The organism is Candidatus Caldatribacterium saccharofermentans (assembly GCF_050267035.1).
Taxonomy (GTDB): domain Bacteria; phylum Atribacterota; class Atribacteria; order Atribacterales; family Caldatribacteriaceae; genus Caldatribacterium; species Caldatribacterium saccharofermentans.
This window is the reverse complement of record NZ_CP187957.1, coordinates 661,659-685,404: the sequence shown is the minus strand read 5'-3', so window position 1 is coordinate 685,404 and position 23,746 is coordinate 661,659. Positions and strand designations below refer to the sequence as shown.

Here is a 23,746-nt window from a genome sequence, read left to right as displayed (position 1 = left end):
AGAACAGGAAACCGAGTAAAATACCACTTGCCCTGTTGGGCAAGCACCTTGACAAGTGAATACTGTCTGGGGAAAGCATCCTGCCAGAGTGCAAGGTTTGCGGTCAAGTTAGAAAGGGCACACGGTGGATGCCTTGGCGCCAGGAGGCGATGAAGGGCGTGGCTAACTGCGATAAGCCCCGGGTAGCTGTAAGCAAGCGATGATCCGGGGATTCCCGAATGGGGCAACCCACTGGGGCAAACCCCCAGTATCCTCCGCAAGGAGGAGGCGAACCGGGGGAACTGAAACATCTCAGTACCCCGAGGAAAAGAAAGCAACAGCGATTCCCCAAGTAGCGGCGAGCGAACGGGGAAGAGCCCAAACCCAGAGAGTGCCAAAGCCCCTGGGCGTTGCTCTCTGGGGGTAGCGGGACGGAGAAGGGCCAAGCCAGGGTGCGGCCAGAGAGTTACAAAGAAGCGTCCGAGCCGAAGAGGACTGGAAAGCCTCGCCAGAGAGGGTGATAGCCCCGTAGGTGAAGGACGGCTTCCTCTCGGTTCTCCGCTCCCAAGTACCACGGTCCACGCGGAATTCCGTGGGAATCCGGGAGGACCACCTCCTAAGGCTAAATACTCCCTGGCGACCGATAGTGCACCAGTACCGTGAGGGAAAGGTGAAAAGAACCCCGGAAGGGGAGTGAAAGAGAACCTGAAACCGTGTGTCCACAATACGTGGAAGGACCATGGAGGAGACGTAGTCTCTTCCGGTTCGACTGCGTGCCTTTTGGAGAATGAGCCGGCGAGTTACGGAGGCTGGCAAGGCTAAGCACCTGAGGTGCGGAGCCGGAGGGAAACCGAGTCCGAACAGGGCGCAGAGTCAGTCTCCGTAGACCCGAAGCCAGGTGATCTACCCATGGCCAGGGTGAAGTGGGGATAACACCTCATGGAGGCCCGAACCGGTGTGGGTTGCAAACCGCTCGGATGAGCTGTGGGTAGGGGTGAAAGGCCAATCAAACCTGGAGATAGCTGGTTCTCCCCGAAATAGCTTTAGGGCTAGCCTCCGGTGGTGAGGAGAGGGGGTAGAGCACTGGATGGGCTAGGGGGCTTACCCGCCTACCAAACCCAACCAAACTCCGAATACCTCTCCTTGGAGCCGGGGAGTCAGACCGCGGGGGATAAGCTCCGTGGTCAAAAGGGGAACAGCCCAGACCGCCAGCTAAGGCCCCCAAATGCAGGCTAAGTGGGAAAGGTGGTGGCGTTGCTGAGACAGCCAGGAGGTTGGCTTAGAAGCAGCCATCCTTTAAAAAGTGCGTAATAGCTTACTGGTCTAGCGACGCTGCGCCGAAAAATTCTCGGGGCTCAAGCCTGCTGCCGAAGCTGCGGAACAGGAAGAACGCTGTTCTTCCTGTTGGTAGGGGAGCGTTGGGTAGGCCGTTGAAGCGGGACCGTGAGGACCCGTGGAGGTATCCCAAGTGAGAATGCCGGCATGAGTAGCGATAAAGAGGGTGAGAATCCCTCTCGCCGTAAGCCTAAGGTTTCCTGAGGAAGGTTCGTCCTCTCAGGGTAAGTCGGATCCTAAGCCGAGGCCGAAAGGCGTAGGTGATGGGCAGCCGGTTGATATTCCGGCACTACCTGCCACCGTTTGAGGATGGGGGGACGCAGGAGGGTAGGCGAGCAGCCTGGAGGAATAGGCTGTCTAAGCCCGTAGGCGGAGGGAGGAGGCAAATCCCCTCCCTCGCAAACGCCGAGAGGTGATGGGGAGCCCCTACGGGGGCGAACTCGCCAATCCCCCACTGCCAAGAAAAGCCTCTAACGATGGGCGGCAGGTATCCGTACCGCAAACCGACACTGGTAGGTGGGATGAGTATTCTCAGGCGCGCGAGTGATCCCCCGTTAAGGAACTCGGCAATCTGACCCCGTAACTTCGGGAGAAGGGGTGCCCCGCTAAGGTGAGAAGCCCTGCGCTTCGAGCCTGAGGGGGTCGCAGGAAATCGGCCCTGGCGACTGTTTACTAAAAACACAGGGCTCTGCTAAGCCGTAAGGCGACGTATAGGGCCTGACGCCTGCCCAGTGCTGGAAGGTTAAGGGGAGGGGTTAGCCTGATTCGATCAGGCGAAGCTCCAAACCGAAGCCCCAGTAAACGGCGGCCGTAACTATAACGGTCCTAAGGTAGCGAAATTCCTTGTCGGGTAAGTTCCGACCCGCATGAATGGCGTAACGACTGGGGCGCTGTCTCGACGGGGGGCTCGGCGAAGTTTCAATGCAAGTGCAGATGCTTGCTACCCGCGACTAGACGGAAAGACCCCGTGAACCTTTACTGCAACCTGATATTGCATCCGGGTGTGTCTTGTGCAGGATAGGTGGGAGGCGGAGAAGTGGGGGCGCCAGCTCCCATGGAGCCACCCTTGAGATACCACCCTTGACATATCCAGATGCTCACCTGCGGGAGTTATCCTCCCGAGGGACAGTGTCAGGCGGGCAGTTTGACTGGGGCGGTCGCCTCCTAAAAGGTAACGGAGGCGCCCTAAGGTTCCCTCAGCACGATTGGAAACCGTGTGGTGAGTGTAAGGGCAGAAGGGAGCCTGACTGCGAGAGGGACGCCTCAAGCAGGGACGAAAGTCGGGCCTAGTGATCCGGTGGTGCCGTGTGGAAGGGCCATCGCTCAACGGATAAAAGGTACTCCGGGGATAACAGGCTGGTCTCCCCCAAGAGTCCACATCGACGGGGAGGATCGGCACCTCGATGTCGGCTCGTCGCATCCTGGGGCTGGAGCAGGTCCCAAGGGTTGGGCTGTTCGCCCATTAAAGCGGTACGCGAGCTGGGTTTAGAACGTCGTGAGACAGTTCGGTCCCTATCTGTCGCGGGCGCAGGATACCTGAGGGGAGCTGTCCCTAGTACGAGAGGACCGGGATGGACGGACCTCCAGTGTTCCAGTTGTCCTGCCAGGGGCATCGCTGGGTAGCTGTGTCCGGATGGGATAAGCGCTGAAAGCATCTAAGCGCGAAGCCCACCCCAAGATGAGGTATCCCACTGGGTCGACCAGGTAAGACCCCGGGAAGATGACCCGGTTGATAGGCCCCAGGTGGAAGGGTGGTAACACCTTGAGCCGAGGGGTACTAATCGGTCGAGGACTTGACCGCAAAGGCTTCATCGCAGGATGCTTCCCCAGAGAGAAAGGTCTCCCGGTGGCCATAGCGGAGGGGAAACACCCGGAACCATTCCGAACCCGGAGTGGGCACCCCAAAAAGTCGCAGGACTTTTTGGGGACCCCGCGTTAAGCCCTCCAGCGCCGATGATACTGCCTGGGGAACTGGGCGGGAAAGTAGGACGCTGCCGGGAAAAGGAAAAAAACCTGGGAAGGTAACACCTTCCCAGGTTTTTTTGTGCTCTGGGGTCGAGGGGCTTTATCTTTGGCCTTTTTGCGGAGTGTGGTACAATAACTCTTGACACCACCAGTAAGGAGCGTTGGAGGGTATGTCTGGACATTCGAAGTGGGCTCAGATAAAACACAAAAAAGCAAAAACTGACCTTGAGCGGGGAAAGGCCTTCTCCAAGCTCATCCGCTTGATCACCGTTGCGGCCCGCCAGGGTGGAGGAAATCCCGAAAATAACCCGCGCCTGCGCCTTGCCATTCAGAAGGCTCGGGAGATGAACATGCCTCAGGAGAACATCGAGAAGGCTATCAAGAAGGGAACCGGAGAGCTTGAAGGTGTAGCTTATGAAGAAATCGTCTATGAAGGGTATGGTCCAGGAGGAGTAGCCATCATGGTGGAAGCCACAACGGACAACCGGAATCGTACCACCGCTGAGATCCGGCACCTTTTCAGCAAACACGGCGGAAGCCTCGGAGAGACGGGCTGTGTGTCCTGGGTTTTTGAACGAAAGGGTCTCATAAGCTTTGAGAAGGACAAGGTCGACGAAGAAACGATTATGGCCGTGGCTATTGACGCAGGAGCGGAGGACATTCGCTCTACAGAAACCACCCTTGACGTCATCACCACCCCTGAGGATTTCGAGCGAGTTAAGGAAGCCATTGAGAAGAGCGGTCTGCAGTATGCCGTAGCCCAGGTCACCATGGTTCCGAAGACCACGGTGAGCGTTGAAGGGAAACAGGCGCAGCAGGTGCTCTCCCTGATTGAGGCTCTGGAAGACCACGATGACGTCCAGGAAGTTTACGCGAATTTCGACATTGCGGATGAGCTCCTTGAATCCCTCAAGAGTTCATGAGAATACTCGGCATTGACCCGGGTATAGCTCTGACGGGCTTTGGGCTTCTTGCGGTCGAGCAAGGGGCTTTGCGTTTGCTTCATGCAGGCTGCATCGCCACAGCGCAGGATCTCTCTGTGGCAGAGAGGTTGCGGTTGCTTTTTGAGGACCTTGAGGCACTCTTTACCCTGTACACCCCTCAGGAGGTGGCGGTTGAGGAGCTCTTTTTCAACCGCAATGCCAAAACAGCCTTTTCGGTGGGAGCAGCGCGGGGTGTGGTACTCCTTTGCGCTGCGTTCCACAGAGTTCCGGTGTACGAGTACACCCCTCTTGAGGTCAAGCAGGCAGTTGTGGGGTACGGTCGGGCGACAAAGCCTCAGGTGAACTACATGGTGCGCCAGATTCTCCGCTGTAATGATATCCCTGGACCTGACGATGTGGCCGATGCACTGGCCGTTGCGGTATGCCATGCCTTCCACCTGAGGGCGCGCAATGTTTGAGTACCTTCGGGGAAAGGTGCAGAAAAGGGAGAAGGATGAGTGGGTGCTTGAGACAGGGGGGTTTGGTTTCCGGCTCCGGGTGACCCCCTTTGTACGACCGGGAGAAGAAGGCGAGGAGCGGTGTTTCTTCATTCGCTCTTTCCTGCGGGAGAGCGGGGAATTTGTGCTCTACGGGTTCGAAGAGGAGGATGAACGCAGGATTTTCGATAGTCTCCGGGAGGTTCGGGGCATCAACCACCGCACCGCCTTCAAGATTCTCTCGCGCCTGCACTGGAAAGACCTCGTGCGTTGCGTGCTTGAAGAGGATACCCAGGAACTTGAGGAAAGGGCGGGGCTGAGCAGCAAAACCGCAAGACGCCTTGTTGTGGAGCTTCGCCCCCTGCTTCTTGAAGCAGGGTTTGTGGCAGATTCCCCCCGGGGGGCAGTCTTTGAGGAGGCCAAAGAAGTGCTCTTCCGCCTGGGGTACACGCCTCAGGAGGTCAACCGGGTTTTTGCGGTGCTCTGGCAGGATGTAGAGCGCAGGAACATGGATGTTGAGGAGGTTATCAAACAGGCGCTTGCGCGATTGGGGGGACGGGGATGAGACGGGACGACGAAGCCCTGCGCCCTCGGTCGCTTGATGAGTTCATTGGTCAGAAAACGGTGGTGGCGCATCTTCGAGTCTACATTCAGGCAGCCATCCTGCGCAACGAACCTCTGGACCATGTGCTCTTCTACGGTCCTCCAGGTCTTGGAAAAACCACTCTTGCCCACATCATCGCCCGGGAACTGGGGCGGGATATCCGCTGTTTCTCTGGCCCCCTTTTCACCCGTCCCGGGGATCTCGCCGCAGCCCTCACCACTGTCACTCCCTGCGATGTGGTGTTCATCGATGAGATTCATCGCCTTCCCAGGCAGTGCGAGGAGATTCTCTACGGGGCTATGGAGGATTTTACCCTTCATGTTCTCGTGGGGAAGGGTCCGGCAGCCCGGGATGTGGCGATTCATCTGCCTCCTTTCACGCTCATCGGGGCCACCACAAGGGTGGGTCTTCTCAGTGCTCCGCTGCGTAACCGGTTCGGCATTGTGGAACGTCTGGACTTCTATAGCGATGAGGAGATTGCTGCTATCGTCACAAGGGCTGCTCAGCTTCTGGGGATGACCATTGCAGAGGAGGCGGCACAGGCCATTGCCTGCCGTTCCCGGGGAACACCCCGGGTGGCAAATCGTCTGCTTCGTCGGGTTCGGGACTTCGCCGAGGTCCTCGGCCAGAAACACATTGATTGTGGCGTTGTTGAGCGAACCTTCCGTGAGCTTGGGGTCGATGCCTGGGGGCTGACCAAGATGGACCGGGGTTTTCTGCGGGTACTGTGCGAGCAGTATGCCGGGGGTCCGGTTGGGATTGAGAGCCTTGCCCTGGTCCTTGGGGAAGACCCGGATACCCTTGAAGAGGTCTACGAGCCCTTTCTCGTGAAGATGGGCTTTGTGGCGCGAACAAGACGTGGAAGAGTGCTCACGCCTTCAGGGAGGGAATACCTGAAAAAGGTGGTCCTCCATGAGGGGTAAGCTGGCCCTTCATACTTGCTGCGCTCCCTGCGCCACCTACGTCAACCGGTTTTTCCAGGAGAGAGGTTTCGTGGTGGTCAATGTTTTCTACAACCCCAACATTCATCCCTTCGAGGAGTACGAGCGGCGTCGAACAGCGCTTGAGGAGTACCTTCGAAAAACCCAGAAAACCCTCTTCGTCCCCTTTCCGTACGATCCCCGGGAGTTCTTTGCGCTCTCTGAGGGCCTTGAAAAACGCTGTTCTCTGTGCTATGAACTCCGTCTACGAAAAGTAGCTGCCTGGGCAAGGAAGCAGCATTTCTCGGCCTTCAGCACAACGCTGACCATAAGTCCCTATCAGGATGTGGCTGCGATTTTGCGCTGTGGGGAACAGGTTGGGGAGGAAGTGGGTATTCCCTTTGTGGGTGCTGACCTCCGGAGTGGTTTTGCCGAAAGCGTTCAGATGAGCAAAGCGCTTGGGCTGTACCGCCAGAAGTACTGTGGTTGCATTTTCAGCCTTTGGGAGGGAGTGAAAAAGAGGATATGGAAATCTCTTACTGGGCAAAAGTCCTCATCATCATAGGGTGTATTTTTGTGCTTGTCGGTCTTTTCCTCCTTGCCCTCCCCCACATCCCGGGTCTGAGCCGCCTTGGGCGCCTTCCGGGGGACATCGTGTACCGACGGGGGAACGTCGTTTTCTACTTCCCCTTAATGACGTCGCTTCTTCTCAGCCTCCTTCTGACGCTCATCCTCACCTTGGTTCTGAGGCGGTAAGATGCGGCGCGTTCCCCTTCTTTTTATAGTCCTTGTCCTTGGGGTGGTGCTCTGGGGGGTTGCTGGAGCAAAGGACGTTGAGGTTCGGGTTCTTCTTTTGCGCACGGGGGACGAAGTGCGCCTCTCCTCTCCCTCAGGACTTGAGGTCCGCGTCAAGCAGCGGGTTTTTGTCGCTTCGCCCGGTCGTATCCTGCACTTTTCCCCCAAGGAGGGAGCCGTTCTCTGGAGGGAGAAGAATCTCACCGGCACTACTTTCGTCGTTCTCCCCCGGGGGGAGTTCGTCTTTTTGGGAAATCGACCGTACCGGGGGCGTCTGGAGCTCCGGGAACGGGGCAGACAGCTCGAGGTGATCAACGTTCTCCCCCTTGAGGAATACCTGAAGGGTACGGTGAAGCTTGAAGCCAGTCCCAGCTGGCCTGAAGAAGCTCTGAAGGCGTATCTTGTCGTTGCCCGGACCTATGCCCTCAGGAACCTCGGGCGCCACAGGGAAGAGGGATTCGATTTCTGTGCCACCGTGCACTGCATAAGGTACGGAGGTGTTTTTGCCGAAGACCCACGTACCAATGCGCTTGTGGAGAAGACCCGGGGAATCATCGTGACGTACCAGGGGAAGCCGGCGTCGGTGGTGTTCCATTCAGAGAGTGGCGGATACACCGATAGCGCGAAGAATGTCTGGGGGAAGGACGTCCCCTACCTTGTGGAGGTCCCTTCGCCCTGGGAAAAGGATGCGCCGCACGCTTTTTGGCAGGTGGTAGTGAGCCGTGAAGAAATCACGGAGGCCTTGCGAAGGCGGGGATACATCCGGGGGGAGGTTCTGGACCTTGAGTGCCGGAAAAGCGAGAGGAGTGGTCGGGTAGTCTCAGTCGTTGTGCGGACTGACCGCGAGGAAGTAGAGCTTTCTGCAAATCGATTCCGGGAAGCCCTGGGAGTGGATCGTCTCCCCAGTACCTTTTTTGACCTTCTCAGGGAACCCACTGCAGCGCAGCCTCAAAAGGAGGTGCCTCTTCAAGACCCGGAAGGGGAACGCTTCATCGATTACAGGGCGTGGATGGAGAAGGACTGGAATCTTGACGATATCATTACCTTCCTGAAGCTCCGGGAAGAGGAACGGAAACGGAAAAGGGGGGCTCGGGGGGTCTTTCCTTCGCCGAACACCCGGTCGCAGAGCCATCACGTGCAACAGACTCCTGATGCTTTCACGTTTGTCGGTCGGGGCTGGGGTCATGGCGTGGGGCTTTCCCAGTGGGGTGCCGTGGGCATGGCAAGAGAGGGAGCGAGTTTCCCCGAAATCCTCCGCCACTACTTTCCTGGGTGTGAGCTGGGAAGGATGGTTGTCCGGTGATGAACCTTCGGGAGTTCGATTTCTCCCTTCCCGAGGAACTGATTGCCCAGGAGCCGGTATTCCCCAGAGATGCCTGCCGCCTCATGGTGCTCCGGAGGAAAGACGAGACCATTGAGCACCGGATATTCCGGGACATCGTCGAATACCTCGAAGAGGGGGATGTCCTGGTGTTCAACGACACCAAGGTCCTTCCAGCTCGTCTCTTTGCCCGGAAAGAGGGCACAGGGGGTAGAGTTGAGATGCTCTTTCTGGGTGAGCGAGAAGGGCGCTGGGAGTGCCTGCTCTCTTCCTCACGTCTTCGCCCTGGTCATATTCTCACCCTCGTGGAGGATCCCACCTTTCGTTTTCGCGTTGAAGGGCGGGGGAAGGAATGGTGGTATCTCACTCCCCTTTTCCCCTGTGAGGAAACCGAGTCGGTGCTCTCTCGTTTCGGTCACACACCAACTCCCCCTTATGTGAAGCGGAAGGATGTTCCCCTTGAGGTATACCAGACGGTGTATGCTCGGGTTCCTGGTTCTGTGGCGGCGCCGACCGCAGGACTCCACTTTACGGAAGAGCTTCTTGAGACGCTGCGGCGAAAGGGTGTGGAGCAGGTCATGCTCACCCTGCACGTAGGACCTGGGACTTTCAGGCCAGTGAGGACTGAGAGGGTGGAGGACCACAGGATGCACGAGGAATGGTTTACTCTGCCTGAAGAGAGCGCGCAGAAAATCCGGAAAGCCAAGAGTGAAGGGAAACGCGTGGTGGCTGTGGGGACGACCACTGTTCGGGCCCTGGAGAGTGTGGTGCGGAAGACCGGATCGATTGAAGCTTTCTCGGGAACCACGGACCTCTTTATCTACCCTGGCTTTTCCTTCCAGGTGGTCGATGCCCTCATCACCAACTTCCATCTCCCCCGTTCGACCCTCTTTCTCCTCGTGTGCGCTTTCGGGGGAACGGCTTTTATGAAGCGGGCGTATGAGGAAGCCATAGCAAAGCGGTACCGCTTCTACAGCTTTGGCGATGCTATGCTCATCCTGTAGGACGTGACGGAGGTTTCCCATGGAGCATTTCACCGTTCTTGCTGTTGACCCGCGCTCAAAGGCCCGCCTTGGGGTACTGAGAACCCCCCATGGACAGGTGGCAACACCGGTCTTTATGCCCGTGGGGACTCAGGGGACGGTGAAGGCCGTGGCCCCTGACCGCCTGAAGGCCTTGGGGGTGCAGATTTTCCTCTGCAATGCCTACCATCTGCACCTTCGTCCCGGGGAGGAACTCGTCCGGGAAGCGGGGGGATTGCACCGTTTCATTTCCTGGGACGGAGCGCTCCTCACCGACAGTGGAGGTTTCCAGGTCTTCAGCCTTGCACAGCTTGTGCGCATTGACGATGAGGGGGTGAGCTTTCGGTCTCACCTTGATGGGTCACTCCACCGCTTCACCCCGGAGAGTGCCATACGGATTCAGGAAGCCCTGGGAGCGGATATCATCATGACGCTCGATGAGTGTGTGGGGTTTCCGGCTTCTTTTGAGCGGGAACGGAAGGCCGCAGAGCGAACGGTTCGCTGGGCCCGGCGTTCTCGAGAGGTTTTCTCAGGGAAGGGGCAGCTCCTTTTCGGTATCATCCAGGGGGGAACGAACAGGGACCTTCGCCAGTTCTGTGCCCGGAAAATCGTCGAAATTGGTTTTGACGGGTACGCCATTGGAGGCCTGAGCGTTGGGGAGCCAAAGCCTCTCATGTACGAGATGATTGATGTGGTTGAACCGTTGCTTCCTGAAGACCGCCCCCGGTACCTCATGGGGGTGGGGCATCCAGGGAGTATTGTAGAAGCAGTGCTTCGGGGGGTCGATATGTTCGATTGCGTGCTCCCCACCAGGAATGCCCGGAATGCCTGCCTTTTCACCTCCCAGGGGAAGATGAATATCGACCGGGCGGAATTTGCCCGGGATTTCCGTCCTCCGGATCCCCTGTGCACCTGCTACACCTGTCAGAATTTCTCCCGAGCCTATCTCCGGCATCTCTTCAAAGCGGGAGAGATTCTTGCGGCTGAGCTCGCCACTATACACAACCTGGCTTTTATGGTAAAGTTAATGGCGGACATCCGGAAGGCTCTCAAAGAAGGGTATTTCCTGGAATTTGCCCGGGAATTCCTGGCCGTGTACGGAGAGACTCCCTGAAAGGGACAAAGGGGTGATAGAGGTGAGTGTACTGTTTTCCGTAGCCTTTGCCGCACAGGAGGTGGCTTCATCTCCTGCGCCAGCGCCACAGCAGGCTACACCGAACGTTTTTGCTCAGCTCCTTCCTCTCATTTTCATCATTGCCATCTTCTACTTCCTCCTCATTCGTCCTCAGCAACAGCGGCAGCGCTCTCAGCAAGAGCTCTGGAAAAGCCTCAAGAAAGGGGATCGGGTCGTCACCATCGGGGGCATCCATGGTGTGGTGGCCCAGGTCAATGAGGACGAGGTGGTTCTTGAGGTCGCCAAGGACGTTCGCATCCGCTTCTCGAAGACGGCCATAGCAGCAAAGAAGTAAGGAGCACAGAAGGAGGGTCCTGGATGAGGCGACGATTGCTTCCGTGGAGACTTCTTGTTGTTCTGGGACTTATTGTCCTGTCGGTACTCGTTGTGTTTCCGGTGAAAGGACGGATTCGCCTCGGGCTTGACCTCCGCGGAGGGTCGCATATTCTCCTTGAGTGTGTGGACACTCCTGAAGCCCCGGTGGATGAGGATGCGGTGCGGAGGGTGGTGGAAATCATCCGCAACCGGATTGACCAGCTTGGTGTTGCTGAGCCTGTTATCGCCCGCCAGGGTGAGCGGCGGGTCCTGGTGCAGCTTCCTGGGGTGACTGACCCTCAGAGGGCAGTGGAGGTTATCGGGAAAACGGCGCTTCTGGAGTTCAAGGACGAGCGAGGAGAAACGGTCCTCACTGGGGCCCACCTCAAAAACGCCCAGGTGCAGTTCGACCGTCTTGGTCGGCCGGTTGTGGCTATCTCCTTTGATAGTGAAGGGGCAAAACTCTTCGCTCAGGCCACAACGGCCAATGTGGGGAGACCCCTCGGGATTTATCTTGACGGGAAACTCATCTCTAATCCCGTGGTGCAGGAGCCCATTCTCGGGGGAGAGGCCCAGATCACCGGGCGTTTTACCCTGGAAGAGGCCCAGAACCTGGCCATTCTCCTTCGGGCTGGTGCTCTGCCGGTGAAAGTCGAAGTCATTGAGAACCGTTCTGTAGAGCCAACCCTGGGAAGGGACTCGGTGAACGCGGGTCTGCGGGCAGCAGTCATCGGGATCATTCTGGTTCTGGCCTTCATGGTGCTCTACTATGGGTCCTTCGGGCTTCTGGCGGACCTGGCGCTTGTGTGTTTCGTCCTCTTTTTCTTTGCGCTTTTCATCGGCCTTCAGGCGACGCTGACGTTGCCGGGAATTGCCGGATTTGTGCTCACAGTGGGCATGGCGGTGGATGCCAATGTGCTTATCTTTGAGCGCATCAAGGAAGAATACCGCTTGGGCAAAACCTGGCGGGCTTCTATTGACGCCGGGTTTCAGAAGGCCTTTCGGACCATTCTTGATGCCAACATCACGACCCTCATTGCCGCGGTACTCCTTTTCTCTTTAGGCTCTGGACCCATTAAGGGTTTCGGGGTGACCCTGAGCCTTGGTATTCTCTGTAGCATGTTCACTGGAGTCTGGGTGAGCCGGGTCTTTGTGGACCTTTTTGCGGATCGTCTGAAGATGCGCGTCTGAGGGGAGGATCACCGGTGGAATTCATTCGCGCTACGCATATCAACTTTATGGGGGTTCGAAGGATCGCGTATGTTCTCTCCCTGGTGCTTGTTGCCATTTCTCTGGGGAGCATATTTTTTCGTGGGTTGAACTACGGCGTGGACTTCGCCGGGGGGACACTTTTGCAGTTCCGCTTTGGTCGGGAAGTTACCACAGAAGAACTCCGAAACGTCCTGGGAACTTTTGGCCTTGCAAAGAGTGTAATCCAGAGGTTTTCTCCAAACGAAGTGGTTATCCGGACGACCAAGCTCTCCCAGGAGGACCAGAGTCGCCTGAGCGCACTCCTTAAGGAGCAGTTTGGTTCGGCAGAGCTTCTGCGGATTGAGGACGTCGGTCCGGCAGTAGGGGCGGATCTGCGGCGAATGGGTATCATTGCCCTCCTTGTGGCTGTTGGAGGGATTCTGGCGTACGTGGCCTTTCGGTTTGAGTTCCGTCCGGCCGTCACCTCTATCCTCGCTTTAGCCCATGATGGGCTCACCGTTTTGGGGATGATATCGCTCCTGCAGCGGGAGTTCACCATTCCCATTCTGGCTGCCATTTTGACCATCCTGGGGTACTCTATCAACGACTCTATCGTCGTTATGGACCGGGTTCGGGAGAACCTTGCGGGGAGGAAAAGAAGTGAGGAGCTCGAAGAAGTCGTCAACCGGAGCATCAATGAGGTCTTATCCCGAACAATCAACACCGCTTTAACCACAGCTTTGCCCGTGTTCTCCCTCTTTTTCCTTGGTGGGAAGATGCTCCAGGATTTCGCGCTGGCGATTCTTGCAGGCCTTGCAGTAGGAACGTATTCCTCGATTTTCGTGGTGAGTGCTCTGTGGGTCGACTGGGAGAAACGAAGCCCTCGTCGGAGGTAGGGTATTTGGGGAAGCGCTGGCAGATTCGAAAGGTCAATGAGGCATATCTCCAGCGCCTCGTTGACAACCTGGAGCTTCCTCCTGTTTTTGCTCGCGTTCTCCTCAACCGGGGGATCACCACTCCTGAGGCTGGGAGGGATTTCCTCTCCCCCTCTCTGAAATTGCTCGAGGAGCTTGAGAGGCTCCCTGGGATGGCTCAAGCCCTTGCACTTCTTGAGCGAGCACTGAAGGACGGCTGGCGCATTCTGGTCTTTGGGGATTACGACGTTGATGGGCTCACCGCTTCAGCCATCCTGGTCCGTTTTCTCTCGGAGTTCTCCGAAAACATCGAGGTCTACATCCCCAGCCGCTTTGTTGAAGGCTATGGGCTCACGGAAAAAGCAGCGCTTCAGGTTCTCGCCCGAAAACCCCACCTTGTGGTGACAGTGGATTGCGGGATTCGCGACAGAAACAGCGTGAACATGCTCAGAAAACACGGTGTACGGGTGGTTATTCTCGACCACCACCTTCCGGAGCCCTCGTCCCTTCCCGAGGCCGATGCCGTTGTGAGCACCTTTGACCTTGGGACACAGAAACCCCTTTCTTTTCTCTCGGGAGCTGGTCTTGCCCTCGTTTTTGTCCGGGCACTCGCCGCTTTCCTGGGTTTTTCCCGGGATCCTCTGGAGGGCTTTCTTGACCTTGCCTGCCTTGGGACGGTGGCCGATGTTGTGCCTTTACTTTTGGAGAACCGGGCCATTGCCAGGTACGGACTGGACCTTATGAACCGCCGTCCCTCCGTGGCTGTACAGGCTCTGCTTGAAGCCGCAGGTCTTGGAGGGCGTAGTGTGGACACCGAAGTGGTGAGTTTCTTCCTCGCTCCACGCATCAACGCCGCGGGAAGGGTGGAGCACCCGAAAGTGGCGCTTGAGCTTTTGCTCTGCGATGACTATGAGAGAGCCCTGGAGTACGCCCAGTGTCTGAACCGCTTGAACATGAGGCGCCAGAGGGACGAGGACCGAATTCTTGAGGAGATTTTCCAGGACGAAACGAAACTCGAGTGTCTGGAGGACGAGGTTATCGTTCTCTCTGGGGAGAACTGGAACATCGGCGTTTTAGGAATTGTGGCCTCCCGCCTGAGCGATCGTTTCATGCGACCGGTTTTCGTTTGCGGGGTGCATGGGGATGTGGCGGTTGGTTCAGGACGGGGTGTGGAGGGCTTGAGTCTTCTTGAGATTCTGGAGTCCTGTGCGCCGCTTTTTCTGCGCTATGGGGGCCATGAGATGGCTGCAGGGTTAAAAATTCCCAAGGAAAACATCCCCCGCTTTCGCAAAGAGGCCAACAGGCGCTTTGGGGAGAGGGTCCGGTCCCTCAGGCTCTCCCGGGGCCTTGTGGTTGATGCAGTGGTAGGGCTTGCCGATATCGACGGGAGGTTTCTCGAACTCTGGGAGAAGCTCAAGCCCTTCGGCGAGAAGAACCCCAGCCCGCTTTTCGCCACGCTCAATGTGATGCTTGCTGAGCGCTGGGCGTGGGGGAAGGGCGGCAACCACTTTCGTTTCCTCGTTCGGCAGGGAAAAGAGTGGCAAGAGGCCGTGGTCTTTGGGGGAAAAGAACGGGCGGGAGAGCTCTTCGAGAGTTCACTCGTGGATCTTGCTTTTGAGGTTGACGTGAACGCCCTGCGTTCTCCGTATCTTAAGGTGCAGGACTGGCGAATCAAAAAGTGAGGAGGTTGACTGGTGCTGTGGATCTTGCTCAGTACATCCGGAACATCCCTGATTTTCCCACTCGCGGGATTCAATTCAAGGATATCACAACTCTCCTGAAGAACAGAGAGGCCTTCCGCGAGGCTATCGACCGCCTGGCAGAGGCCCTGCGGACCGCGAACCCGGATCTTGTGGTCGGAATTGAGGCTCGGGGTTTCATCATCGGGGCACCGGTGGCCTACATTCTGGGATGCGGTTTTGTGCCGGTACGAAAAAAAGGAAAGCTCCCTGCGGCAACGCTCTCCAAAACCTATGAGCTTGAGTACGGTTCGGCAACGCTCGAAATCCACCGGGACGCTATCGAGGCAGGGCAGCGGGTGGTTGTGGTTGACGACCTTCTGGCTACAGGGGGAACCACAAAAGCGGTGTGTGAGATGGTGGAAGAACTTGGGGGAAATATCGTGGGAATTGGTTTTGTTATAGAGCTTGAGTCCCTGCGTGGGAGGGAACGACTGAAGCAGTACCCCGTGGTTTCCCTGGTACGGCTGTAGAGGTGAGGACGATGGCGCAGGTGGGGTAGAGGAGAAAGAGAGCCTGGCAACGCTCTTTGAGCGGATTGTCTCGTACCATCCTGAGTTCGACCGTGACCTTGTAGAACGGGCATACCACTTTGCCTCTAAAGCCCACGAGGGTCAGGTACGACTTTCAGGCGAGCCCTTTTTCGTCCATCCCCTCGCGGTGGCGCACATTGTGGCGGATCTTCGGATGGATGAGGTGACCATCGCGGCGGCCCTGCTCCACGATGTCCTCGAGGATAGCAATGTTACGGAGGAAGCCCTACAGAGGGAGTTTGGCGATGAAGTCACGCGCCTTGTCCAGGGAGTCACCAAGCTCAACGTGGGGTTTTCGTACACCTCGAAAGAAGAGACCCAGGTGGAGAATTACCGGCGCCTCTTTGTGGCCATGGCCGAGGACGTGCGGGTCATCATTATTAAGCTTGCTGACCGCCTCCACAATATGCGAACCCTCAAGTACCAGAACCGGCAGAAAAAGGAGGAAATTGCCCGGGAGACCCTCGAAATCTTTGCTCCTATAGCGCATCGTCTCGGCATGTACGCCATGCAGGTAGAGCTCGAGAATCTCTCCCTCTTTTTCCTTGACCCGGAGGCGTATTGCGCCATTCAGCGTGGGGTGGAGCGGCTGAAAGCGGAGCGAGAGGCGCAGATTGAAGAGGCGAAAAGGCAGATTGCCGAGCGTCTCAGGCGCGCGGGCATTGAGGGAGAAATCCAGAGCCGCTTCAAGCACATCTACAGTATCTACAACAAGCTCCGTCGCCAGAATCTGAACCTCGAGGACCTTCCGGACCTCATCGCCCTGCGGGTGATCGTGCGGACCGTGGAGGAGTGTTATGCTGTACTGGGCATTGTTCATTCTCTCTGGAATCCCATCGAGGGCCGCTTCAAAGACTATATTGCTGTCCCGAAGTCCAATATGTACCAGTCCCTCCACACCACCGTTATCGGCCCCAAAGGTCTCCCCATGGAGGTGCAGATTCGTACCTGGGACATGCACCAGGTTGCGGAATACGGCATCGCGGCGCACTGGAAGTACAAGGAGGGGAAAACCCAGGGGGCAGACGACGGCTTTGACGAGCGGATGGCCTGGCTCCGGCAGATTCTCGAGTGGCAGCAGGATTTAAAGAGCACCCGGGAGTTCATGGAGAGCCTGAAAATCAGCCTCTTCGACGATGAGGTTTACGTTTTTACTCCAAAGGGTGACCTCAAGAAACTCCCCCGGGGGTCCACGCCCATCGATTTTGCCTACCTCATCCATACCGAAGTGGGCAACACCTGCGTGGGGGCACGGGTCAACAAGAAGATGGTCCCCCTGGATTACGAGCTGAAGAGCGGGGACATCGTGGAAATCATCACCTCCCGTTCTTCTTCGGGGCCCAGTGCCGACTGGCTGAAGATTGCGAAAACGCCTGCGGCTCGAAGCAAGATCCGGGCGTTCCTCCGCAAGAAGAACCAGGAGATGAACCGGGAGAAAGGTCGGGAGCTCTTCGTCCGCGAGATGGAAAAGTACTCCCTGACGCCCGAGGAGAACTCCAAGGTTACCGAGAACCTCAATGCTTTTTTAGAGCGGGAACGCCTCAAAGACGTCGAGGACCTGTACGTGGCCATCGGGGAAGGACGTTACAGCGCCCGGTACGTGGTGAACAAGATCATCCCCTACGCCATTCGCCGCCGTTTCCAGGAGAAGAAGAAGACCGGGATTGCTCGTCCTTTCCGGGAGGAGGAGAGCGTCATCGTCCAGGGAGAGTCGAATCTCGTGGTGCGCCTGGCGCGGTGCTGTGCCCCCGTTCCTGGGGATGACATCGTGGCCTTTGTCACCCAGGGAAAGGGCATCACGGTGCACCGGCGCGACTGTTCGAATCTTGCTGCTTTGGTCCAGGACGCGAATCGTTTCCTCAGCGCTGAGTGGGTGGAGGGCATCGAGGGCCGGTTCCACACCGGGATTGTCGTTGAGGCTCTTGACCGGCCGAAACTTCTGGCGGATGTCTCGGGGGCCATCTCGAACTGCCAGGTGGAAATCAAAGCCGTTCGGGCACACACTGTGGCGGATGAGGCTCGCATTCACCTTGTGGTGGAGGTGAAAAACCGCGAGGAACTCGAAGAGGTTTTCAAGGAAATCCGCAAGGTTGCCAATGTGCAGAGTGTGAAGAGAGGAGGAGTGTTTTCCCCCCGATGAGGGCCGTTGTCCAGCGAGTGCGGAGCGCTTCAGTCAGGGTTGACGGAAAGATCGTGGGTGCCATTGAGCGGGGGCTTCTCGTATTCCTTGGAGTCGGGAAGGACGACACAGAGCAAGACCTGGAGTTCATGGTGTGGAAGGTTCCTCGCCTTCGGGTCTTTGAGGATCCTCAGGGGAAGATGAACCTCAACGTCCAGGATATTCAGGGGGCGGTGCTCTGTGTTCCTCAGTTCACCCTCTACGGGGATTGTCGCCGGGGTCTTCGACCAAGTTTCGATGAGGCAGCTCCTCCGGAGATGGCACGACAGTACTACGAGGAATTCCTGCGTCGTTTGCGGGGGACGGGTGTTCGGGTTGAGAGCGGGGTTTTCGGGGCATTCATGGAGGTCGAACTCCGAAACGACGGTCCGGTCACGATACTCCTTGAGAGTAAAGAAAAAAGGAGGAGAACATGAGCCTTTTTGTCGAACGGTTCGTCCTTGGGAATCTCGTGACGAACTGCTACGTCATCCACAACGGACAGGAAGCGCTGATCCTTGATCCTGCGCTGGGTTCTGAAGAGCTTCGGCAGTGGATTGAGGACCGGAACCTTACGGTCCGCTACATCGTGAACACCCACGGCCATATTGACCATATTGGTGGCAACGCCTTTTTCAAAAGGGTCTTCCCCGGGGCACTTCTTGCCATCCACGATGCAGACTTTCTGTACCTTGTGCGTCCTGACCTTAACCTCTCTCAGGAATTCTCTCAGGCTTTCGTTTCTCCCCTTCCGGATCTCACCTTCCAGGGGGAAGATACGTGGATCACCCTGGGAGGTGAGGACGTTGAGGTGCTGCAAACCCCCGGGCACACCCCGGGGAGTGTGTGTCTTTTTTTTCCTGGAAAACGGTGGCTCTTCAGCGGGGATACGCTCTTTTTTGGATCGGTGGGGCGAACCGACCTTCCCGGGGGGTCGTTCCGGGACCTGGTGGAGAGTCTGGGGAAGGTTTTTGAGCGTTTCTCCGACGACGTCCAGGTATTTCCCGGACACGGACCCTTGACGGACATCGGAACAGAACGCAGAACCAACGCCTACTACCTCATGTATGTGGCTCAAAGGTGAGGTACAACCTCACTTCTGAGCTTTTTCAATCAGGGCAAGGTATTCGGCAACGAGTGCTTCGGCTCGTTCCCGGTCTTTTGCTTCGGCAAAGACCCGGATGAGGGGCTCGGTCCCGGAGGGTCGCACGAGCACCCAGCTGCCGTCGTCGAAAACCACTTTAAAACCGTCGATAGTTATGCGGTTTTTTTCCTTTTTCGTGGCCTCGTCCACTGCAGCGAGCACTGCGTCGCGCTTTTCAGGATCAATGGTGACCTTCTTCTTCACCTGGTAGTACGGAGGGAGTTCCTGGAGGAGTTCGCTTAAGGGTTTCCCGGAGTTTGCCAGGATATGGAGGATGAAGGCGGCGGCCATCGCGCCATCCCGTCCCCAGACAAAATCCGGGAAAATCATTCCCCCGTTCTCCTCACAGCCAAAAATTCCTCCCTTTTCCTGGAGAGCCTTTGCCACCACAAGATCTCCCACCGCAGTGGTGATGACCTCGCGATTTGTGGCTTTCGCAATCTCCTGGAGGATGTGAGTGGTGGCTACGGTGGTCACGATGGGACCGGGGATAGGTCTTTGAGCCAGTTCTTTTGCCACAAGACTCACGCTGAGGTCCCCCGGCACAAATTCCCCTTTCTCCGTGATGACGATGAGGCGATCCCCATCGCCGTCCTGGGCAAAACCAAGGTCGAAGTCACCGTGGCGGATGAGGGTGACGAGGTCTCTGAGGTTCTCCGGCGTGGGCTCAGGGTTTCTCCCGGGAAAGTTCCCGTCAGGGTGAGCGTTGAGTGTGACGACACGACACCCCATCTCTGAAAGGAGGTAAGGGGTAATAAGGGAAGGGGCACCGTTGGCACAGTCCAGAGCCACCCGGAAGTTCCTCCTGCGGATTGCTGCAACGTCCACCCGGGACATGATGGCGGCGATGTAGTCCCAGCGGATATCACGCTTCACAGTTTCCTGGCGGATTTCAAACCACGATGCCCGGCGGAAGGTCTCGCCGAAGAATATCCGCTCCACTTCCACTTCTTTTTCCCGATCGAGTCCCTTTCCGCTTTTTTCCATGAACTTGATGCCGTTCCACTCCGGGGGGTTGTGGCTCGCGGTGACCATGGCTCCCCACATCTGCCACTGCCGGCAGGCCCATTGAAGAGCAGGGGTGGCCGTCACCCCGAGTTCCACCACCTGGCACCCCGCAGAGCAAAGCCCGGCAACAACGGCGTTGTAGAGCATTTCGCTTGTCTTTCGGGCATCCCGGCCCACGACGACGCTTTCTCCGCCGATGAGCGTGGCAAAACTCAGGGCAAGTTTCGTCGCCATCTCAGGGGTCAGGACTTCGTTGGCCACTCGCCGTATGCCGAAGGTTCCAAAAAGTCTGGGCATGGTTTCCACCTCGCTCGCTGAAGAGCATGGTACAATAAATGGCAAATCCCACTTCATTATACCAGGTGAGTCTATGAAGGAAAAAATTGAGGCACTGGCGAGAATCAGCGAGCTCATCACCTCGGACATGTACTTTGAGGATATTCTGCGCCTCATCGTTACCATCACTGCCCAGGTCATGGGTTCCAGTATCTGTTCCCTGATGCTCCTTGACGAGAAGAAGAAGCTCCTTGAGGTGAAGGCCACGCAGTCGGTGAGTGAGGCATACAACAGGAAACCCCCTCTCCGTCTTGGAGAGGGGATTGCTGGGCTTGCAGCGCTTGAGGGGCGGCCTATCATCGTCCACGACGTCAAAAAAGACCCCCGTTACGTCAATAAAGACATCGCCGAAAAAGAGGGTCTGGCTTCTCTTGTGAGCTTGCCCCTTATCGTTCGGGGAAAGGTCATCGGAGTGTTGAACCTCTACACCTCAGAACCCCGGGATTTCACAGAGGACGAGATTAAACTCCTCACGGCCATAGCGAACCAGGCGGCTATCGTCATTGAGAACCACCGCCTCATCATGGAGAGTGAGCTTGTCAAAGAAGAGCTTGAAGCCCGGAAGAGAATCGAGCGGGCCAAGGGTATCCTCATGCAGGAGTACGGCCTCACAGAGGAGGAAGCCTACCGCCGCATTCAGCGCTACAGCATGAACAAGGGGAAGAGCATGAAGGAAGTGGCTGAAGCCATTATCCTCGCCTGGGAGATGAAGAAAAAATGAAAACCCCCAAAAACACTCCTGTTCCAAGGAGCACAATGGTTGCCCCGGCAGGAGCGTCGAGGAGGTACGCCAGGAAAAGCCCTGCAAGAGATATGGCTACTCCATCAATGAGGGCAAACAGCATGGCCTGAGGAATGGTCCGTGCCCTCTGGAGGGCGGTGGCCGCAGGGAGAACAAGGAGTGCCGAGGCGAGCACAATCCCCACAACCCTTGTGGCCACAACGACTACTGAGGCCACCAGTGCCACAAGGAGATACGAGAATGCCTCCACGGGAATGCCACTTGCTTTCCCCCCTTCCGGGTCCAGGGTGATTATCACGAATTCCTTGTAGAAGAAGAAAAGGAGAAAGAGCAGCACCCCGCCGAGGACCAGGGTGAAGAGGAGGTCTTCCCGGGTGATGGCGAGGATATTCCCGAAGAGATACCCAAAGAGGTCGACGTTGCGGATTTTTGCTACCCCGATGAGAAAGGCTCCCAGGGCCATGGTGCTGGCAAAGGCGATACCCACGAGCGTATCCTCCTTGAGACGGCGGTGTTTCGCCAGGGCAGCGATGCCAAGGCTCACGAGGAGACAGAAGACGAAACTCGACATCACGGGATGAATACCAAGAACATACCCTAAAGCCACGCCTCCGAAGGCAGCGTGGGAAATCCCGGCCCCCATGAAGGAGAGCCGCTTGAGGACCACAAAAACGCCGATAAGGGCACAGAGTGCCCCAACGATGCATCCTGCAAGCACGGCCCGTTGCATGAAGGTAAGGCTGAAAACGCTCATGGAGCCACCGAACCCCCTTCGTTCTTCTCTCTCCGCACCACAATGTGGGGAATGTCTCCATGGTGGAAGAATGCCGCCTCTTTCCCGTACAGTGCCTCAAGCATTTCCCCGGAAATGACTTCTTCGGGTCTTCGGTGGCAGAAAATGGTGCGGTTCAGGCAGGCAATACTGTCCGCATACTGGGCAACGACTCCCACGTCGTGGGAGATGACAAGAATCGTTACCCCTTCCCTTTTCAACCGCAGGAGAAGCTCGTAGAAGCTCTCGTGATTTTTGGGGTCGACGGCTGTTGTGGGTTCATCGCAGAGGAGGAGCTTTGGGTGCACGCTCAGCGCCCGGGCAATGAGCGCCCGCTGTCTCTCCCCCCCAGAGAGTGTTCCAAAAAGCCGGTCCTTGAGGTGGAGGAGGTGTACGGCTTCCAGGGCTTTCTCGACAGCCTCCCAGTCCGACCTTCCGGGCCTTTTCCCCACCCCAATAAGTCCATACCTTCCTGTGAGAACGAATTCTCTGAGCGTGATGGGGAAATGGGGATCAAAGTGCGAGAGCTGCGGTACATACCCGATCCGATGGCGAAGTGGTCCGAGATCTCTGGGGGGCCTTCCAAAGACTCGCACCTTTCCTCTTCTTACGGGCAGAAGTCCCAGGAGGATTTTGAGGAGAGTGGTTTTTCCGGCGCCATTGGGTCCGATGAGGGCCACAAACTCTTCCTCCCAGATGGTAAGAGAAACGTCTTCAAGAACTGGAACGTCTTCATAGGCAAAGTACAGGTGTTCAACCTCAATGACCGGCCGGGTCATGGCCTTATCCCTTCAGAGCCTCTGCAAGGGTTTCGAGGTTCTGCCGCATAAGCCTGTGGTAGGGAAGGTCTGGGAATTTCCCCAGGGGGTCGAACCACACCAGGGTGCTTCCCGTTTCTTCGGCAAGAACCCGGGCGGCTTTCACGCTGAACTGGGGTTCTACAACGATCACCCTGACCCCCTTTTCCTTCATGAGCGTCACAAGCTCTGCCAGTTCTTTTGGAGAGGGTTCGTATCCTGGAGCTTTCTCAAGGACCGCAACTTCCTCAAGGCCGTAGTCCCGGGCAAGGTAACTCAGCGAAGCATGAGTGGCCACAAAAGCCCGCGAGGAAAAGGTAGCAACTTCCTTCTCGAACCAGGCATCGAGTTCCTCAAGGATTTCCGTGTATCTCCGTGCGTTCTCAAGGTAGAAGCTTTTGCCCTCAGGGTCAAGGGAAGCCAGGGCCCGGGCGATATCCCGGACGATGATTCTGGCGTTTTTCAGGGAGAGCCAGATATGGGGGTTGGCCTCACCGGGATGCTCCTCGAGGAGCTCAAGATGAGAAGAAAGGTAGAACACCGGTGCCTCCTCTTTCCCGGCAGCCCGGATGACCTTCTCGAGGAAAGCATCAAACCCAAGGCCTACAAGGAAGAAGGCATCGGCCTGGGCAGCTTTCGTGACGTCGGAAGGAGTGGGCTCATAGACATGAGGGTTGGCACCGTTTGGGATAAGCTGTACGACGGTGACGCGATCCTGACCCACCTGGGTCACAAGGTCACAGAGCGGAGGAATGGATACCCCAACGGTGAGTGCCAGAGCAGAACCTCCAAGCAACACCAAAAGCGTCGCAATGCCGAGTACCCTCACAGCTGCGTTCCTCCCCTCTCATTTCCAGAAGAGGCCACAGTGGCAGCGACCGTTACGCTCCACGCTCCCCTGCCGGGTTTCAAGGCAGGGGCAGACGTTCTCGGGGATGTTGTCGATTTTGCAGGGACAGTAGAAGTCTCCGTAGCGCTCGTATTTTTTCAGCAATGCTTCGATAAGGGGTTCCTTCATCTCGTTGAAATGGTATCCCCGAAGTTGCGCGAAGTTCTCCACCCGGGCACGAATTTCCTCTTCGGGACTCATGTCCTTGGGTCGCCTGAGGACCCAGAAGCCGTTCTCCTCCGTAAGCGTGAGCACCGCACCGCACACGGGACAGACCACCCGTTTTCCCGGAACCCTTTCCTCCTTGAGGAGAAAGGTCACCTGGCATACGGGACAGAGCATACGCTCGGACGTCATTTTTCCAAAGCCTCCCTGATACGGAGTTCGTCGTATCCCACGATGACCTCTTCGCCGATCACGATCACCGGAAAAGCCCGCCGTCCGGAAATGCGCTGAACTTCGGCGACAGTCTTCTCCTTTTCTTCTTCGGGAAGAAGGTCCACATCGACGAAATTATACGGGATGTTCTGATTCTCGAAAAAGCGCTTGGCCATTTTGCAGAATGGGCAGGTACTCAGGGCATAGAGCATGACGGGTTTCATGATCTCACTCCTTCTTCTTGGCTTTCTTTTTGGTTATATTTCTAAACCCTGGGAAGTAGAATTTATTCATT

General features: G+C 57.0%; 24 protein-coding genes and 2 rRNA genes. 20 read left to right on the top strand and 6 right to left on the bottom strand.

The features are described from left to right. Positions 1-101 precede the first annotated feature (101 nt). The 19 genes from ACPT9Q_RS03575 (at position 102) to ACPT9Q_RS03485 (ending at position 18,469) form a co-directional block, all read left to right on the top strand. Positions 102-3,115 (top strand): 23S ribosomal RNA (locus ACPT9Q_RS03575). Between the two features lie 41 nt (positions 3,116-3,156). After that, positions 3,157-3,314 (top strand): 5S ribosomal RNA (gene rrf / locus ACPT9Q_RS03570). A 135-nt stretch (positions 3,315-3,449) separates the two neighbouring features. Next, positions 3,450-4,202, top strand: a complete 753-nt coding sequence (locus ACPT9Q_RS03565) for a YebC/PmpR family DNA-binding transcriptional regulator (protein WP_017874133.1) — start codon at positions 3,450-3,452, stop codon at positions 4,200-4,202. Beyond that, positions 4,199-4,681, top strand: a complete 483-nt coding sequence (gene ruvC, locus ACPT9Q_RS03560) for a crossover junction endodeoxyribonuclease RuvC (protein WP_017874134.1) — start codon at positions 4,199-4,201, stop codon at positions 4,679-4,681. The genes ACPT9Q_RS03565 and ruvC overlap by 4 nt, the downstream gene beginning before the upstream one ends. Beyond that, the gene (gene ruvA, locus ACPT9Q_RS03555; protein ID WP_017874135.1) at positions 4,674-5,264 is read left to right on the top strand and encodes a Holliday junction branch migration protein RuvA; all 591 of its coding nucleotides are present in this window, start codon (positions 4,674-4,676) and stop codon (positions 5,262-5,264) included. The genes ruvC and ruvA overlap by 8 nt, the downstream gene beginning before the upstream one ends. Then, entirely contained in the window at positions 5,261-6,226 is a 966-nt protein-coding gene (gene ruvB / locus ACPT9Q_RS03550) for a Holliday junction branch migration DNA helicase RuvB (protein ID WP_427366340.1), read from the top strand. Before ruvA ends, ruvB begins: the two co-directional genes overlap by 4 nt. Further along, entirely contained in the window at positions 6,216-6,788 is a 573-nt protein-coding gene (locus ACPT9Q_RS03545; protein WP_427366339.1) for an epoxyqueuosine reductase QueH, read from the top strand. The genes ruvB and ACPT9Q_RS03545 overlap by 11 nt, the downstream gene beginning before the upstream one ends. Continuing rightward, a complete protein-coding gene (locus tag ACPT9Q_RS03540; RefSeq protein WP_017874168.1) occupies positions 6,749-6,979 on the top strand; it encodes a DUF2905 family protein in 231 nt (76 codons plus the stop codon). The genes ACPT9Q_RS03545 and ACPT9Q_RS03540 overlap by 40 nt, the downstream gene beginning before the upstream one ends. Before the next feature lies 1 nt (position 6,980). Then, entirely contained in the window at positions 6,981-8,321 is a 1,341-nt protein-coding gene (locus ACPT9Q_RS03535) for a SpoIID/LytB domain-containing protein (protein WP_427366337.1), read from the top strand. Next, on the top strand, positions 8,321-9,343 hold the full coding sequence (queA, locus tag ACPT9Q_RS03530) for a tRNA preQ1(34) S-adenosylmethionine ribosyltransferase-isomerase QueA (RefSeq protein WP_427366709.1): 1,023 nt from the start codon (positions 8,321-8,323) through the stop codon (positions 9,341-9,343). The genes ACPT9Q_RS03535 and queA overlap by 1 nt, the downstream gene beginning before the upstream one ends. A 19-nt stretch (positions 9,344-9,362) precedes the next feature. Next, complete coding sequence (gene tgt, locus ACPT9Q_RS03525) at positions 9,363-10,475, top strand: tRNA guanosine(34) transglycosylase Tgt (RefSeq protein ID WP_017872802.1); 1,113 nt, start codon at positions 9,363-9,365, stop codon at positions 10,473-10,475. Between the two features lie 22 nt (positions 10,476-10,497). After that, entirely contained in the window at positions 10,498-10,830 is a 333-nt protein-coding gene (gene yajC, locus ACPT9Q_RS03520; RefSeq protein WP_017872803.1) for a preprotein translocase subunit YajC, read from the top strand. Between the two features lie 23 nt (positions 10,831-10,853). Then, on the top strand, positions 10,854-12,041 hold the full coding sequence (gene secD / locus ACPT9Q_RS03515; RefSeq protein ID WP_017872804.1) for a protein translocase subunit SecD: 1,188 nt from the start codon (positions 10,854-10,856) through the stop codon (positions 12,039-12,041). A gap of 14 nt (positions 12,042-12,055) precedes the next feature. Further along, positions 12,056-12,937, top strand: a complete 882-nt coding sequence (gene secF, locus ACPT9Q_RS03510; RefSeq protein WP_427366336.1) for a protein translocase subunit SecF — start codon at positions 12,056-12,058, stop codon at positions 12,935-12,937. A 5-nt stretch (positions 12,938-12,942) separates the two neighbouring features. After that, entirely contained in the window at positions 12,943-14,637 is a 1,695-nt protein-coding gene (recJ, locus tag ACPT9Q_RS03505; protein WP_017872806.1) for a single-stranded-DNA-specific exonuclease RecJ, read from the top strand. Positions 14,638-14,654: 17 nt separating this feature from the next. Further along, the gene (locus tag ACPT9Q_RS03500; RefSeq protein WP_017872807.1) at positions 14,655-15,167 is read left to right on the top strand and encodes an adenine phosphoribosyltransferase; all 513 of its coding nucleotides are present in this window, start codon (positions 14,655-14,657) and stop codon (positions 15,165-15,167) included. A 43-nt stretch (positions 15,168-15,210) separates the two neighbouring features. Continuing rightward, positions 15,211-17,367 (top strand): RelA/SpoT family protein, encoded by a 2,157-nt coding sequence (locus ACPT9Q_RS03495; RefSeq protein ID WP_427366708.1) that lies wholly within the window; start codon positions 15,211-15,213, stop codon positions 17,365-17,367. Next, positions 17,364-17,822, top strand: a complete 459-nt coding sequence (gene dtd / locus ACPT9Q_RS03490; protein ID WP_017872809.1) for a D-aminoacyl-tRNA deacylase — start codon at positions 17,364-17,366, stop codon at positions 17,820-17,822. Before ACPT9Q_RS03495 ends, dtd begins: the two co-directional genes overlap by 4 nt. After that, the gene (locus ACPT9Q_RS03485) at positions 17,819-18,469 is read left to right on the top strand and encodes an MBL fold metallo-hydrolase (RefSeq protein WP_017872810.1); all 651 of its coding nucleotides are present in this window, start codon (positions 17,819-17,821) and stop codon (positions 18,467-18,469) included. The genes dtd and ACPT9Q_RS03485 overlap by 4 nt, the downstream gene beginning before the upstream one ends. 9 nt (positions 18,470-18,478) lie before the next feature. Here ACPT9Q_RS03485 and glmM read toward each other — a convergent pair whose 3' ends face one another. After that, a complete protein-coding gene (gene glmM, locus ACPT9Q_RS03480; RefSeq protein WP_017872811.1) occupies positions 18,479-19,834 on the bottom strand; it encodes a phosphoglucosamine mutase in 1,356 nt (451 codons plus the stop codon). A 73-nt stretch (positions 19,835-19,907) separates the two neighbouring features. On the opposite strand from glmM, the gene ACPT9Q_RS03475 reads away from it, so the two are divergent. Further along, a complete protein-coding gene (locus ACPT9Q_RS03475) occupies positions 19,908-20,594 on the top strand; it encodes a GAF domain-containing protein (protein ID WP_427366332.1) in 687 nt (228 codons plus the stop codon). Here ACPT9Q_RS03475 and ACPT9Q_RS03470 read toward each other — a convergent pair. The 5 genes from ACPT9Q_RS03470 to ACPT9Q_RS03450 are packed head-to-tail and all read right to left on the bottom strand — an operon-like array spanning position 20,563 to position 23,675. Beyond that, positions 20,563-21,369, bottom strand: coding sequence for an iron chelate uptake ABC transporter family permease subunit (locus ACPT9Q_RS03470; RefSeq protein WP_017872813.1), 807 nt, complete (start codon positions 21,367-21,369; stop codon positions 20,563-20,565). The two genes, ACPT9Q_RS03475 and ACPT9Q_RS03470, sit on opposite strands and share 32 nt — an antisense overlap. Continuing rightward, on the bottom strand, positions 21,366-22,166 hold the full coding sequence (locus ACPT9Q_RS03465) for a metal ABC transporter ATP-binding protein (RefSeq protein WP_427366330.1): 801 nt from the start codon (positions 22,164-22,166) through the stop codon (positions 21,366-21,368). Before ACPT9Q_RS03465 ends, ACPT9Q_RS03470 begins: the two co-directional genes overlap by 4 nt. A gap of 4 nt (positions 22,167-22,170) precedes the next feature. Then, on the bottom strand, positions 22,171-23,013 hold the full coding sequence (locus tag ACPT9Q_RS03460) for a metal ABC transporter solute-binding protein, Zn/Mn family (protein ID WP_017872815.1): 843 nt from the start codon (positions 23,011-23,013) through the stop codon (positions 22,171-22,173). An 18-nt stretch (positions 23,014-23,031) separates the two neighbouring features. Then, positions 23,032-23,430, bottom strand: a complete 399-nt coding sequence (locus ACPT9Q_RS03455; protein WP_017872816.1) for a ferredoxin-thioredoxin reductase catalytic domain-containing protein — start codon at positions 23,428-23,430, stop codon at positions 23,032-23,034. Next, a complete protein-coding gene (locus ACPT9Q_RS03450) occupies positions 23,427-23,675 on the bottom strand; it encodes a glutaredoxin domain-containing protein (RefSeq protein ID WP_017872817.1) in 249 nt (82 codons plus the stop codon). Before ACPT9Q_RS03450 ends, ACPT9Q_RS03455 begins: the two co-directional genes overlap by 4 nt. Positions 23,676-23,746: the final 71 nt, after the last annotated feature.